Raw genomic sequence first — 13449 nt, forward strand, 5'->3', positions numbered from 1 at the left:
CCATAGTCCTGGCAGGAGCGTCCGCGGGTGGCCGCGGTGCGCCCGGTTACCGAAAGGACGTCCTGTGGACTCGTGTGCGGCGTATGCGGATCTGGTGTTTCTCGACGGGCGGGTGGTCACGGTCGACGCGGACTTCTCCGTCGCCTCGGCCCTGGCGGTGACCGGCGGGGTCATCAGCGCCGTCGGCGGGAGGGACGACGTAGCCCCGCTCATCGGGCCCCGCACCCGGGTCGTCGACCTGCGGGGGGCGACGCTGCTTCCCGGCATCAACGACTCCCACCTGCACGGATGCGCCTTCGGCATGGCGACGCCGCCGCTCTCCCTCGACCTCGGCCACCCCGCGGTGTCCTCGCTCGGGGACGTGGCCGAGGCGGTACGGGAGGCCGTCGGACGGACCCCGGCCGGGCAGTGGACCACGGGGCACGGCTGGGACACCGGGTACCTCGACGAGTGCCTCCTGGACCCGTCGCGGCAGCCCTCGCGGCACGACCTCGACGCCGTGAGCCCGGACCACCCCGTCGTGCTGTACTCCTTCTCCGGACACGCCACCTGGGTCAACTCCAAGGCCCTGGAGCTCATCGGGATCGACCGGAACACCGTCGCCCCGCCCGGCGGAGCCATCGTCGTGGACGAGGCGGGGGAGCCCACCGGGCTGCTCCACGAGGGGGCCCAGGCCCTCGTCCAGAACGCGCTGCCGCCGCTCGGCCGGCAGGAGCGGACCGACGCGATCAGGACGACCCTCGCCACCCTCGCCCGGCTCGGCGTGACCAGCTACACGGAGCCCGGGCTCGGCCCCGGCGGGGAGGGCATCATGCGGGGCGCGCTCGGCGAGGAGACCCTCGACGTCTACCGCCGGCTGCTGGCCGACGGCGAACTGACCGCCCGCGTCGGCGTCCTGCTGCTGCCCACCGGCATGGCGAGCACCACCGGGGAGTTCGCCCGCGGCCTCGCCGCCCTCGGCGGGCTCGGCGACACGGATCCGCGCCGCCTCGCGGTCCACGGGGTCAAGGTCTTCGCCGACGGCATCGTCCCCAACAGGACGGCCTGGATGCACGAGCCGTACGTCGGCGGCGGCTGCGGCTCCCTGTGCGTCGGCGGCGACACCGACAGCGAGCGGACCGCCGGGATCGGGGCCATGATCCGGCTCGCCCACACCGCCGGGCACCAGCTGGGCGTCCACGTCACCGGCGACCGGGCCATCGACACCGTCGCGGACGCCTTCGCCGCGGCCATGGCCGAGCACCCGCGGCCCGACGCCCGCCACTACGTCATCCACGGCGACTTCCTCACCGCGCACAGCATGGAGGTGCTGGCCGCGCACGGCTTCGGCGTCAACATGAACCCCACCATCAAGTGGACCGTCGCCGACATGGAGGAGGAGCTCGTCGGCGCCGAGCGGGCCGCGTACGCCTGGCCCTACCGCGACGCCGTCGACGCCGGTGTGCGGGTCACGAGCGGATCCGACGCGCCCGTCACCCACCCGGACTGGCGCCAGGGCGTCGCCACCATGATGCTGCGCGAGTCCAAGGCCGCCGGCCGGGTCAGCGGCCCCGAGCAGCGCATCGGCCTGGCCGAGGCGCTGCGCACCTACACGATCGACGCGGCCTGGCAGGACTTCGCCGACGACTGGAAGGGCTCCCTGGAGCCGGGCAAGGCCGCGGACCTGTGCGTGCTCGACGGGGACCTGCTCGCCGCCGACCCCCGCGACATCCCGACGATGCCCGTCGTCCTCACCGTCATGGACGGGCGGATCGTGCACGAGGCCCCGCGCGATTGACGTAACTCCGGGCACATGATCATCCTTGGACGGTGGCAGCGGAGCGAAGCGGGGCGGAACGGAACGGGACGGACATCCTGGACGCGGCCGTCCGGGTCCGCGAGGCCGCCAGGGGTGCCGCGGCCGGTACGACCGGCCTCGACGCGGTCCTGGCGGCACTGTCGGAGGTGATGGAGTACGAGCACGCCTCCCTGGCCCGGTGGGATCCGCTGCGCGGGCACCACACCACCCTGGCCGGGAGCTACCCGGACGACGCCACGGCGTACATCGAGACCCGCCTGCACCACGATCCGGTGTTCCCCGTGCTCCGCAGTCCGGCCCGGGGCGGCCTGTGGCTCGGGGACGTCCCCGGGCGGCTCCTCGCGGCCTCCCCGGGCTTCCGGGAGGTGCTGCGCCCCCTCGGCATCGAGGGCGGTGTGGCCCAGTGCCTGTTCGCCGTCGACGGCCGGTACGTCGGGATGCTGAACGTGAGCACCCGTCGGCCGCGGCGCGCGCCCGATCCCGCCCGGGCCGTGGTCACCCTGCTCAGCGAGGCGCTCGCCGCGGCCGTCGCCCCCCGGGCGGGCTCGCGGCCCGAGGGCGCGACCGCGGCCGTCCCGCCCGCGTCGTCCCGGCCCGGCGGACTCTCGCCCCGGGAGCTCCAGGTCCTGGCCGAACTGACGGCCGGCCGCACCAACCGGGAGATCGCCGAGCGGCTGTACATCACGCCGCGCACGGTGGGGACCCACATCGAGCACATCCTCGCCAAGCTCGACCTCCCCAACCGCGCGGCCGCCGCGGCCCGGGCCGCGGCCTGGGGGATCGGCTGCTCCCGCTGACGCTGACCGGCGGCCCGCGGCCGTCCGAGCCGTCCGAGCCGTCCGAGCCGTCCGGGCGGGGCGGTCGGCGCGGGATCGTCCGGCACCCTGCGGACGGGCCCGCTCAGTGCTGGTGGTCGGCGGGGGCCGGGGCCTCGGCGGCGCCGTCCGTCGTCACGGTGAAGGCCGCCGTGCGGACGGTGTCCTGGTGCTTGAAGTCCAGGAAGAGGCGGTAGCCGCCGGTGCTCGGGGCGGTGGTGGTGAAGCCGATCTCCGGGCCCGGGGCGCCGGTGTCCGGGTGGACGTGCAGGTAGGCGAGGTCGCCGGCGCGCAGCGCGACGAGGTGGCCGTACGCGCCGAGGTAGGGCTGGAGGTCGGTGACGGGCCTGCCGTCCTTGCTGACGCTCAGGGTCAGCCTGCCGCTGCGCCCGGGCGTGAGGTCGCCGCCCAGGGTGACGGTGTAGCCGTCGACCGTGACGGTCCGTCCGGTCTCCGGCAGCGGGGCCGGCCGCAGGTCGCCCGCGGCGTGCAGGTCGGCGCCGAGGGTGAGTCCCTCGGCGGCGCCGGACGGGGTGAAGTCCGCGAGGACCCGGTACTCCCCGGCGGCGGGGACGGCGGTGCGGGCGCTCCAGGTGCCGTCGGCGGCCAGGGTCGGGTGCAGGTGCTGGAAGGTCGACAGGTCGCGCGGGGCGACGATCAGGTGCAGGTCCTTCTCGTGCTCCTGCCGGTAGGCGGTGACGGGCTTGCCGTCGCTGCCGAGGATGCGGAAGCGCAGGTCGGTGGGGGAGCCGGCGGTCACGAAGGGGTTCTCGACGCTGAGCGTGTAGCCGCGCTCGGAGATCTGGAGCCCGCCGGGCAGGTGCTCGGCGCCGCCGCCCGACTCCTCGGTGTGCCCCGCGTGCCCGGCCATGGCGGGCTTGGGGGAGGGGCCGCCGCTGCCGGTGGCGTGGCCGACGCCGAGGGCGAGGCCGAAGGCGGCGGCGAGTCCGGCGGCGAAGGCGGTGATGCGCAGCGGGGTGTTCATGACGCGGTTTCTCCTCGTGGCGCGGAGCGAAAGGGGGGCGGGGCGGGCGCTCAGGCCCGCATGAGCCGGGCGATGGCCTGCGTGGCCTCGGCGACCTTGGCGTCCGCCTCGGCGCCGCCGGCCGCGATGGCGTCGTGGACGCAGTGGGCGAGGTGGGAGTCGAGCAGCTGCAGGGCGACCGACTGGAGGGCCTTGGTGGCGGCCGAGACCTGGGTGAGCGTGTCGATGCAGTAGGTGTCGGTGTCGACCATGCGCTGGAGGCCGCGGATCTGGCCCTCGACGCGGCGCAGCCGGCGCAGCAGCCGGTCCTTGTCGTCGTGGTAGCCGGCCATGGGGTCCTCCTCGGGGTTCCGGCGGGGTTCGATGCCTTGAGTGAATACCCCATGGGGGTATTCACTCAAGCGGTCGCCACCCCGGAAAAATACCTGCCGGGGGTATCGCTCAACCCTTGCGGTCGATACCCCTCTGGGGTATAAATGAACCCGGCACCGCCCGATACCCCTCCTAGGTATGAAGGCCCGGCCGCCGAACGTACCGCACGACGACGTCACGAGGAGCGACGATGACTACCCAGGCACCCGCCTCCGCGGAGGTGGAACTCTCGATCGGCGGAATGACGTGCGCCTCCTGCGCGGCCCGCATCGAGAAGAAGCTCAACCGGATGGACGGGGTCACCGCCAGCGTCAACTACGCCACCGAGAAGGCGAAGGTCTCCTTCGAGGGCGGGGTCGAGGTCGCCGACCTGATCGCCACCGTCGAGGCCACCGGCTACACCGCCGCGCTGCCCAAGCCCCCGGTCGCCGAGGGCGGGAGCGGCGAGCAGGCCGAGCCGGCCGACGAACTGGCCCCGCTGCGCCAGCGGCTGTTCACCGCGGTGGCGCTCGCGGTCCCGGTGATCGCGATGGCGATGGTGCCGGCCCTCCAGTTCGACAACTGGCAGTGGCTGTCGCTGACCCTCGCCGCGCCGGTCGTCACCTACGCCGCCTGGCCGTTCCACCGGGCCGCGTTCACCAACGCCCGGCACGGCGCCGCGACCATGGACACCCTGGTCTCGCTCGGCACCCTCGCCGCGTTCCTCTGGTCGCTGTGGGCGCTGTTCCTCGGCGACGCCGGGATGCCGGGCATGCGGCACGGCTTCGAGTTCACCATCGGCCGCAGCGACGGCTCGTCCAACATCTACCTGGAGGCGGCGGCCGGCGTCACCGCCTTCATCCTGGCCGGCCGCTACTTCGAGGCGCGCTCCAAGCGCACCGCCGGGGCCGCGCTCAAGGCGCTGCTGGAACTGGGCGCCAAGGACGTGACGGTGCTGCGCGGCGGAACCGAACTGCGCATCCCGATCGCGGATCTCGCGGTGGGCGACCGCTTCGTGGTCCGGCCGGGCGAGAAGATCGCCACCGACGGCACGGTGGTCGAGGGCGCCTCGGCCGTGGACGCCTCGATGCTGACCGGCGAGTCCGTTCCGGTCGAGGTCGGGGTCGGGGACGCCGTCACCGGTGCCACCGTCAACGCGGGCGGGCGCCTGGTGGTCGAGGCCACCCGGGTCGGCGCCGACACCCAGCTGTCCCGGATGGCCAGGCTGGTCGAGGACGCGCAGAACGGCAAGGCCGCCGCCCAGCGCCTCGCCGACCGGATCTCCGCGGTCTTCGTGCCGATCGTGATCACCCTCGCGGTGGCCACCCTCGGCTACTGGCTGGGCACCGGCGAGGGCTGGACCGCCGCCTTCACGGCAGCGGTGGCCGTGCTGATCATCGCCTGCCCGTGCGCCCTCGGCCTGGCCACCCCGACCGCCCTGCTGGTCGGCACCGGTCGCGGCGCCCAGCTGGGCGTCCTGATCAAGGGCCCGGAGGTGCTGGAGTCCACCCGCAAGGTCGACACCATCGTCCTGGACAAGACCGGCACCGTCACCACCGGCCAGATGACCCTGCTCGCGGTGCACACCGCCGAGGGCGTGGACCGGGCCGAGGTGCTGCGCCTGGCCGGCGCCCTGGAGCACGCCTCCGAACACCCGATCGCCCGGGCGATCGCCACCGCCGCCGCCAAGGCCGGCGAACTGCCCGCGGTCGAGGGCTTCGAGAACGTCCCGGGCCTGGGCGTCCAGGGCGTGGTGGCCGGCCACGCCGTGGTGGCCGGCCGGGAGGCCCTGCTGAACGCGTGGTCGCAGCACCTGCCCGAGACGCTGGCCGAGGCCAAGTCCGCCGCCGAGGCGGCCGGCCGCACCGCGATCGCGGTCGGCTGGGACGGCGAGGCGCGGGCCGTGCTGGAGGTCGCCGACGCGGTCAAGCCGACCAGCGCCGAGGCGATCGGCAAGCTGCGCGCACTGGGCCTGACCCCGGTGCTGCTGACCGGCGACAACCGGCTGGTCGCCGAGGCCGTGGCGGCCGAGGTCGGCATCGCGCCGGAGCACGTGATCGCCGAGGTCATGCCGCAGGACAAGGTCGACACCGTCAAGCGGCTGCAGGCCGAGGGCAGGGTCGTGGCGATGGTCGGCGACGGCGTCAACGACGCGGCCGCGCTCGCCCAGGCCGACCTGGGCCTGGCGATGGGCACCGGCACCGACGCCGCCATCGAGGCCGGCGACCTCACCCTGGTCCGCGGCGACCTGCGCTCGGCGGCCGACGCCATCCGGCTCTCCCGCAGGACCCTGGGCACCATCAAGAGCAACCTGTTCTGGGCCTTCGGCTACAACGTGGCGGCGATCCCGCTGGCCGCGGCCGGCCTGCTCAACCCGGTGATCGCGGGGGCCGCGATGGCCTTCTCCTCGGTCTTCGTGGTCACCAACAGCCTGCGGCTGCGCCGCTTCCGGCCCGCCTGAGCCCGTACACGCCGCAGGCCCCGACCGGTTCCGGTCGGGGCCTGCGGCATGTCTCGACGCCCGGCGCCCCGGGGTTCCGGCGCCCGAACGTCCGGGCGGCTCAACGCCCCAGCAGCTCGCCGCCGTTGCAGTGCAGGATCTCGCCGGTGATGAACCCGGCCTCGGGCGAGGCCAGGAAGTGCACCGCCGCCGCGACCTCGCCGCTCTCGCCGATCCGCCCGAGCAGGGTGCGGGCGGCCCGGCGGGCGACCTCGGCCTCGTCCAGCCGCGGCCCGAAGAACTCGGTGCCCGCGACGGTGCCCGGCGCGACGATGTTGGCGGTGATGCCCGAGGTGCCCAACTGGGCGGCCAGGAAGTGGTTCCAGGCGTGCAGCGAGGCCTTCGCCGCGCCGTACGAGCCGGCCCCGCGCAGGGCGGCGATGGAGCTGACGGTGACCACCCGGCCGGAGCCCGGGGTGAGCCGGTCGCGGACCGACTCGGTGAGCAGCACCACGGTCAGCACGTTGCGCTCGAAGTCGCCGCGCCAGCGCGCCAGCAGGGCGTGCGGCCCGCCGCCGACCACGGTCTCGCGGCTGCCGGCGTTGTTGATCAGGACGTCGATGCGCTCGGGCAGTTCGGCGAGCGCGGCCTCGACGGCGTCCGGGTCGGCGAGGTCGCACACCAGCGGGGTGACGTTCGGTCCGAGGTCGGCCGCGGCCTTCTCCAGGACCTCCCGGCGGCGCCCCACGATCACCACGTGGTCGCCGGCCTCGACGAACCGCCGCGTGACTTCGTACCCGATTCCCGTGCCACCGCCGGTGACGACGACGTTCCTGGCCATCTGCGCACTCCCTCCCCAGTTCCGCCGTCGCGCGGCGAATGTGCGCGACGGTCCGTACCGGAATGCCACGATTCCTATCACGCTCGGTTGCCGTGACTGCGGGGAGGGTGACGTCCCGCGCGAGCGAAGGTGTGATATGGGCGTGGTACGACGCGCACACGGAGCGTGGCGAGAGGCAGCTCACACCCCCCGGGCGTAACTTCTCGCACCCTGATACGTCTTAGGTTGGTAGTGCGGCAGTTTTTCCGATGGGCGGGGACACGCTGAACGGCAATGTGTCCCCGCGCTTCCAGGACTGTCGCCGACGGGGCTCCGGCGGGCCCCGGGAACGGTCGTCGAACCCGACGGCCTTCGCGCACGACGCCGGGGTCCTGGCGGGCCTGGGACGCTTTGAGCGGCCGTCCCCGGCTGCGGCCGACCCCGGAGTCGTGCGCCGTACGGTTCCGTCCCCGCGCGGGCCCTCGGGCGCGCCACCGGGACGCGAAGGGGCCCGGCCGCTCGACAGCGGCCGGGCCCCTCTCAGCTTCCGCGCGGGCCGGTGGTCGGCTCCGCCACGGTCAGCGGGCGTCCAGCGGGACGTAGTCGCGGATCGCGGTGCCGGTGTAGATCTGGCGCGGACGGCCGATCCGGCTGGTCGGGTCGTTGATCATCTCGTGCCAGTGGGCGATCCAGCCCGGCAGCCGGCCGAGCGCGAACAGCACGGTGAACATGCTGGTCGGGAAGCCCATGGCGCGGTAGATCAGGCCGGTGTAGAAGTCCACGTTCGGGTACAGCTTGCGCGAGATGAAGAAGTCGTCCTTGAGGGCGTGCTCCTCCAGCTTGAGCGCGATGTCCAGCAGCTCGTCGCTCTTGCCGAGCTGGCCGAGGACCTCGTGCGCGAGCAGCTTGACCTGGGCGGCGCGCGGGTCGAAGGCCTTGTAGACCCGGTGACCGAAGCCCATCAGCTTGACGCCGGCTTCCTTGTTCTTCACCTTCGTGATGAAGGCGTCGACGTCGCCGCCGTCCTTCTGGATGCTCTCCAGCATCTCCAGCACGGCCTGGTTGGCGCCGCCGTGCAGCGGGCCCCACAGGGCCGAGATGCCGGCCGAGATCGAGGCGAACAGGTTGGCGTGGCTGGAGCCGACCAGGCGCACGGTGGACGTCGAGCAGTTCTGCTCGTGGTCCGCGTGCAGGATGAGCAGCTTGTCCAGCGCGTTGACGACGACCGGGTTGAGCTCGTAGTCCTCGGCGGGGACGGCGAAGGTCATCCGCAGGAAGTTCTCGACGTAGCTCAGGTCGTTGCGCGGGTAGACGAAGGGCTGGCCCATCGCCTTCTTGTACGCGTACGCGGCGATCGTCGGCAGCTTGGCGAGGAGGCGGACCGTCGACAGGTGGCGCTGGGCCGCGTCGAACGGGTTGTGGCTCTCCGGGTAGAACGTGGACAGCGCGCCGACGACCGAGGACAGCATGGCCATCGGGTGGGCGTCCCGCGGGAAGCCCTGGAAGAAGCGCTTGACGTCCTCGTGCAGCAGGGTGTGCTGGGTGATCTCGCGGTTGAACTCCGCCAGCTGGTCCGTGTTGGGCAGCTCGCCGTTGATCAGGAGGTACGCGGTCTCGATGAAGCCGCCATCGGAGGCGAGCTGCTCGATCGGGTAGCCGCGGTACCGCAGGATGCCGTTGTCACCGTCCACGAAGGTGATCGCGGACTTGTACGCGGCGGTGTTACCGAAGCCGTTGTCCAGGGTGACCAGGCCGGTCTGCGGGAGCAGCTTCGAGATGTCGAAGCCGGAGTTGCCCGCAGTGCTCTCGACGACGGGGTACTCGTACTCGCCGTCCTGGTACCTCAGTACTACCGAGTTGTCGCTCACGTCTTCCTCACCGACGAAATGAATCCTCTTCCAAGGTGCCCTGACTGTCTCTACCATCCCCCATCCGGAGGACAGTCGCGCACCCGGGGTGGCCCGAAAGGGCCCGCCCCTACAAAACCTGCCGCCGCAGCCGGTACGAACCGGACAAGATCGGCACCACCCTAGGCTCTGCCGTAAATCTCTTCACGTCAAGAGAACATTAGAGGCAACCATCCCGTTGGATAATCATCCAGCTGTCAGCCGATGGTCGAGCGCGGTGTGCCTCCGACCTGCGCTGACGGCCCGGACCGCCTGCCCGATCGCCTTGCGTGACCCCACCAGCACCACCAGTTTCCTCGCCCTGGTCACAGCGGTGTAGAGCAGATTTCGCTGGAGCATCGTCCAAGCGGACATGGTGACCGGAATCACCACGACCGGGTACTCGCTGCCCTGCGAGCGGTGGATCGTCACCGCGTACGCGTGGGCCAGCTCGTCCAGTTCGTCGAAGTCGTACGACACCTCCTCGTCCTCGTCGGTGAGCACCGTCAGCCGCTGGTCGTCGACAGCCAGGGCGGTCACCACTCCCACTGTGCCGTTGAAGACACCGTTGCGCCCCTTGTCGTAGTTGTTGCGGATCTGGGTGACCTTGTCCCCCACCCTGAACGTGCGCCCGCCGAAACGGCGTTCGGCCAACCCCTCCCGGGCCGGCGTCACCGCCGCCTGGAGCAGGGTGTTCAGGTTCCCCGCGCCCGCCGGGCCGCGGTGCATCGGCGCCAGCACCTGCACGTCCCGGCGCGGGTCGAAGCCGAACTTCTGCGGGATCCGGCGCGCCACCACGTCCACCGTCAGCCCGGCCGCCCGCTCCGCGTCGTCCTCGGCGAACAGGAAGAAGTCCGCCAGACCGTCCGTCAGCGGCGGCCTGCCCTCGTTGATCCGGTGCGCGTTGGTCACCACGCCGGACTGCTGGGCCTGCCGGAAGATCCTGGTCAGCCGCACCGACGGGATCGGCCCGCCCTCGGCCAGCAGATCCCGCAGCACCTCCCCGGCGCCCACCGACGGCAACTGGTCCACGTCCCCCACGAACAGCAGGTGGGCCCCCGGCGGCACCGCCTTGACCAGCTTGTTCGCCAGGATCAGATCCAGCATCGAGGCCTCGTCGACCACCACCAGGTCCGCGTCCAGCGGCCGGTCCCGGTCGTACGCGGCGTCCCCGCCCGGCTTCAGCTCCAGCAGCCGGTGCACCGTCGAGGCCTCCACCCCGGTCAGCTCCGCCAGCCGCTTCGCCGCCCGGCCGGTCGGCGCCGCCAGCACCACCTTGGCCCGCTTCGCCAGCGCCAGCGTCACGATCGACTTCACCGTGAACGACTTGCCGCACCCCGGACCGCCCGTCAGCACCGCGACCTTCTCGGTCAACGCGAGCCGCACCGACTGCTCCTGCTCCGGCGCCAGTTCGGCCCCGGTCCGCTTCGCCAGCCACTCCAGCGCCACCGGCCAGTCCACGTTCCCGAACCACGGCATCCGGTCCGCGTCCGACCGCAGCAGCCGGACCAACTGGTTGGCCAGCGAGATCTCCGCCCGGTGGAACGGCACCAGGTACACCGCCGTCACCGGCAAGCCGCCCTCCCCCGGGACCGCCTCGCGCACCACCCCCTCCGCCGTCACCAGCTCCGCCAGGCAGTCGATCACCAGCCCGACGTCCACCTGGAGCAGCTTCACCCCGTCCGCGATCAGCCGCTCCTCCGGCAGGAAGCAGTGCCCCTGGTCGGTGCTCTGCGACAGCGCGTACTGCAGGCCGGCCTTCACCCGCTCCGGGCTGTCGTGCGGAATGCCCACCGCCTGGGCGATCCGGTCCGCCGTCAGGAAGCCGATGCCCCACACGTCCGAGGCCAGCCGGTAGGGCTCGTTGCGCACCACCCCGATCGAGCCGTCGCCGTACTGCTTGTAGATCCGCACGGCCAGCGAGGTGGACACCCCGACCCCCTGCAGGAAGACCATCACCTCCTTGATGGCCTTCTGCTCCTCCCAGGCCGCCGCGATCTTCTTCGTCCGCTTCGGCCCCAGCCCCGGCACCTCGATCAGCCGGCCCGGCTCGTTCTCGATCACGTCCAGGGTCTCCACCCCGAAGCGCTCCACGATCCGCTCGGCGAACCGCGGCCCGATCCCCTTGATCAGCCCCGAGCCCAGGTACCGCTGGATCCCCTGGACGGTGGCGGGCAGCACCGTGGTGTAGTTCTCGACCGTGAACTGCCGCCCGTACTGCGGGTGCGAACCCCACCGCCCGTGCAACCGCAGCGACTCGCCGACCTGCGCCCCCAGCAGCGCGCCCACCACCGTCAGCAGGTCGTTCGCGCCCCGCCCGGTGTCCACCCGGGCCACCGTGTAACCGGTCTCCTCGTTGGCATAGGTGATCCGCTCCAGCACGCCCTCGACCTGCGCGAGCTGGTGCGGCACCTGCTGCCCGGACTGCGCCGCCTGCTTGCTCACCGGACCCCCTTCGACCGGTACGGGTGGATCAATGCCGCTACGCACCGTACCGCCCCGTACCGACAGCCCCGGAACCCGTTGCCTGCCGTGCACCGCCCCGGCCGAGGTGCCAGGCTGGGAGGGACCGAGGGGGACCGCCGTCGACCGCGCCCGCCCGGGCCCCGTCCGAGGAGCAGTGCCGCCATGCTCAACACCGACTTCCGCCCCGGTTCCCCGGACTGGCTCGACCTGAGCAGCCCCGACACCCGCGCGTCCGTCGACTTCTACACCACGCTGTTCGGCTGGACCTTCGACTCGGCCGGTCCCGAGGCCGGCGGCTACGGCTTCTTCCAGCTCGACGGCCGGACCGTCGCCGCCCTCGGCCCGCTCCCCGACGAGGCGACCCCGCCCGGCTGGACGCTCTACTTCGCCACCGAGGACGCCGACCGCACCACCGCCCTGGTCGAACAGGCCGGCGGCCGCGTCCGGTACGCCCCCTTCGACGTCTTCACCGCGGGCCGGATGGCCGGCTGCACCGACCCGACCGGCGCCGACTTCGCCGTCTGGCAGCCGCACGACACCCGCGGCCTGGACCTCGTCACCGAGGAGGGCAGCCTCTGCTGGGCCGAGTGCTACAGCGTCGACGCCGAACGCGCCAAGTCCTTCTACCGCGCCGTCTTCGACTGGCAGGAGCAGGACGTCCCGCTCGGCGAGCTGATGTACACCGTCCTCACCCCGGCCGGCGGCGGCACCGACGACGCCCACGGCGGCATCATGCAGCTCGGCCCCGAACACACCGCACGCGGCACCGGCTCGCACTGGCTCCCCTACTTCGAGGTCCCCAACACCGACGCCAGCCTCGCCATCGCCGCCACCCTCGGCGCGACCGTACGGATCCCGGCCATGGACGTGCACGGCGTCGGCCGTCTGGCCCAACTGGTCGACCCGCACGGCGCCGTCTTCGCCGTCATCACCAGCACCAAGCCCGGGGAGTGACGGCCGATGGGGCCCACGCCCCTCGGGACCCACGGCCCTTCAGAAGGGCCGTGAAGGGGTGCTACGGGCGTAGACAGGGTGTGGTGGCCGCCTCACATGCTTCTAGTCTCTGATCATGACTGAAACGGCTGTTCTGACGATCCGACGGGCCACCGCCGACGACCTGCCGGCGATCGTGACCATGCTGGCCGACGACCCACTGGGCGCCACCCGCGAGAGCCCCGACGACCTCACCCCCTACCGCGCCGCCTTCGCCCGCCTCGACGGCGACCCCCACCAGCACCTGGTCGTCGCCGACCGGGCCGGCCGCACCGTCGGCACCCTGCAGCTCACCGTCGTCCCGGGCCTCTCCCGGGCCGGCGCCACCCGAACGATCATCGAGGGCGTCCGCATCCACGCCGAGGAACGCGGCAGCGGACTGGGCACCGACCTCATCCGCTGGGCCGTCGACCGCTCCCGGGAACTCGGCGCCGACCTCGTCCAGCTCACCTCCGACGCGACGCGCACGGACGCGCACCGCTTCTACGAGCGGCTCGGCTTCACGGCCTCGCACGTCGGGTTCAAACTCAAGCTCTGACAATCGCCGGGAAACGCGAAGAACCCCCATCCGGATCCCGGATGGGGGTTCTTCTGAAGAATTGTTCGGCGGCGTCCTACTCTCCCACAGGGTCCCCCCTGCAGTACCATCGGCGCTGTAAGGCTTAGCTTCCGGGTTCGGAATGTAACCGGGCGTTTCCCTCACGCTATGACCACCGAAACACTATGAAACTGTCACCGCACACCCGACAAAAAGATTCGGGCGGGTCGTTGTTTCAGAACAACACAGTGGACGCGAGCAACTGAGGACAAGCCCTCGGCCTATTAGTACCGGTCAACTCCACCCCTCACAGGGCTTCCATATCCGGCCTATCAACCCAGTCGTCTACTGGGAGCC

The 13449-nt window shown here is 72.1% G+C and carries 10 protein-coding genes and 1 rRNA gene; 5 read left to right on the top strand and 6 right to left on the bottom strand.

Annotation, left to right across the window (positions count from 1 at the left end):
• Nucleotides 1-94: 94 nt before the first annotated feature.
• The gene (locus ACWGKU_RS00605) at nucleotides 95-1777 is read left to right on the top strand and encodes an amidohydrolase (RefSeq protein WP_452178171.1); all 1683 of its coding nucleotides are present in this window, start codon (nucleotides 95-97) and stop codon (nucleotides 1775-1777) included.
• A 32-nt stretch (nucleotides 1778-1809) separates the two neighbouring features.
• Nucleotides 1810-2595: a helix-turn-helix transcriptional regulator gene (locus ACWGKU_RS00610; RefSeq protein ID WP_401054229.1), complete on the top strand. Its 786-nt coding sequence runs from the start codon at nucleotides 1810-1812 to the stop codon at nucleotides 2593-2595.
• 103 nt (nucleotides 2596-2698) lie between these two features.
• On the opposite strand, the gene ACWGKU_RS00615 is transcribed toward ACWGKU_RS00610, so the two are convergent.
• Nucleotides 2699-3598, bottom strand: coding sequence for a hypothetical protein (locus tag ACWGKU_RS00615; RefSeq protein ID WP_452178172.1), 900 nt, complete (start codon nucleotides 3596-3598; stop codon nucleotides 2699-2701).
• A gap of 50 nt (nucleotides 3599-3648) precedes the next feature.
• A complete protein-coding gene (locus tag ACWGKU_RS00620) occupies nucleotides 3649-3930 on the bottom strand; it encodes a metal-sensitive transcriptional regulator (protein ID WP_452178173.1) in 282 nt (93 codons plus the stop codon).
• 230 nt (nucleotides 3931-4160) lie between these two features.
• Between ACWGKU_RS00620 and ACWGKU_RS00625 the strand changes: the two genes are divergently transcribed.
• Entirely contained in the window at nucleotides 4161-6410 is a 2250-nt protein-coding gene (locus ACWGKU_RS00625) for a heavy metal translocating P-type ATPase (protein WP_452191298.1), read from the top strand.
• A 100-nt stretch (nucleotides 6411-6510) separates the two neighbouring features.
• Here the strand turns inward: ACWGKU_RS00625 and ACWGKU_RS00630 are convergent, their stop codons facing one another.
• From ACWGKU_RS00630 to recD2, 3 genes are all read right to left on the bottom strand, one after another.
• Nucleotides 6511-7230 carry an SDR family NAD(P)-dependent oxidoreductase gene (locus ACWGKU_RS00630; protein WP_380550267.1) on the bottom strand — a complete coding sequence of 240 codons (720 nt, stop codon included), beginning with the start codon at nucleotides 7228-7230 and terminating at the stop codon, nucleotides 6511-6513.
• 557 nt (nucleotides 7231-7787) lie between these two features.
• Nucleotides 7788-9077: a citrate synthase gene (locus ACWGKU_RS00635; protein WP_401049637.1), complete on the bottom strand. Its 1290-nt coding sequence runs from the start codon at nucleotides 9075-9077 to the stop codon at nucleotides 7788-7790.
• Nucleotides 9078-9302: 225 nt separating this feature from the next.
• A complete protein-coding gene (recD2, locus tag ACWGKU_RS00640) occupies nucleotides 9303-11540 on the bottom strand; it encodes an SF1B family DNA helicase RecD2 (RefSeq protein WP_452180206.1) in 2238 nt (745 codons plus the stop codon).
• A gap of 183 nt (nucleotides 11541-11723) precedes the next feature.
• Here recD2 and ACWGKU_RS00645 point away from each other — a divergent pair, with 183 nt between their 5' ends.
• Both ACWGKU_RS00645 and ACWGKU_RS00650 read left to right on the top strand, forming a co-directional pair.
• On the top strand, nucleotides 11724-12515 hold the full coding sequence (locus ACWGKU_RS00645) for a VOC family protein (RefSeq protein WP_401049641.1): 792 nt from the start codon (nucleotides 11724-11726) through the stop codon (nucleotides 12513-12515).
• A gap of 115 nt (nucleotides 12516-12630) precedes the next feature.
• Nucleotides 12631-13092 (top strand): GNAT family N-acetyltransferase, encoded by a 462-nt coding sequence (locus ACWGKU_RS00650; RefSeq protein ID WP_401049643.1) that lies wholly within the window; start codon nucleotides 12631-12633, stop codon nucleotides 13090-13092.
• 63 nt (nucleotides 13093-13155) lie between these two features.
• Here ACWGKU_RS00650 and rrf read toward each other — a convergent pair.
• A 5S ribosomal RNA gene (gene rrf, locus ACWGKU_RS00655) occupies nucleotides 13156-13272 on the bottom strand.
• Nucleotides 13273-13449 lie beyond the last annotated feature (177 nt).

The sequence above is a fragment of the Kitasatospora sp. NPDC054768 genome (assembly GCF_053612025.1).

Bases quoted from the DNA above. Each gene is read 5' to 3' on its own strand.
- ACWGKU_RS00615 (WP_452178172.1), bottom strand. From the start codon at position 3,598: ATGAACACCCCGCTGCGCATCACCGCCTTCGCCGCCGGACTCGCCGCC.
- ACWGKU_RS00620 (WP_452178173.1), bottom strand. From the start codon at position 3,930: ATGGCCGGCTACCACGACGACAAGGACCGGCTGCTGCGCCGGCTGCGC.
- ACWGKU_RS00625 (WP_452191298.1), top strand. From the start codon at position 4,161: ATGACTACCCAGGCACCCGCCTCCGCGGAGGTGGAACTCTCGATCGGC.
- ACWGKU_RS00630 (WP_380550267.1), bottom strand. From the start codon at position 7,230: ATGGCCAGGAACGTCGTCGTCACCGGCGGTGGCACGGGAATCGGGTAC.
- ACWGKU_RS00645 (WP_401049641.1), top strand. From the start codon at position 11,724: ATGCTCAACACCGACTTCCGCCCCGGTTCCCCGGACTGGCTCGACCTG.
- ACWGKU_RS00650 (WP_401049643.1), top strand. From the start codon at position 12,631: ATGACTGAAACGGCTGTTCTGACGATCCGACGGGCCACCGCCGACGAC.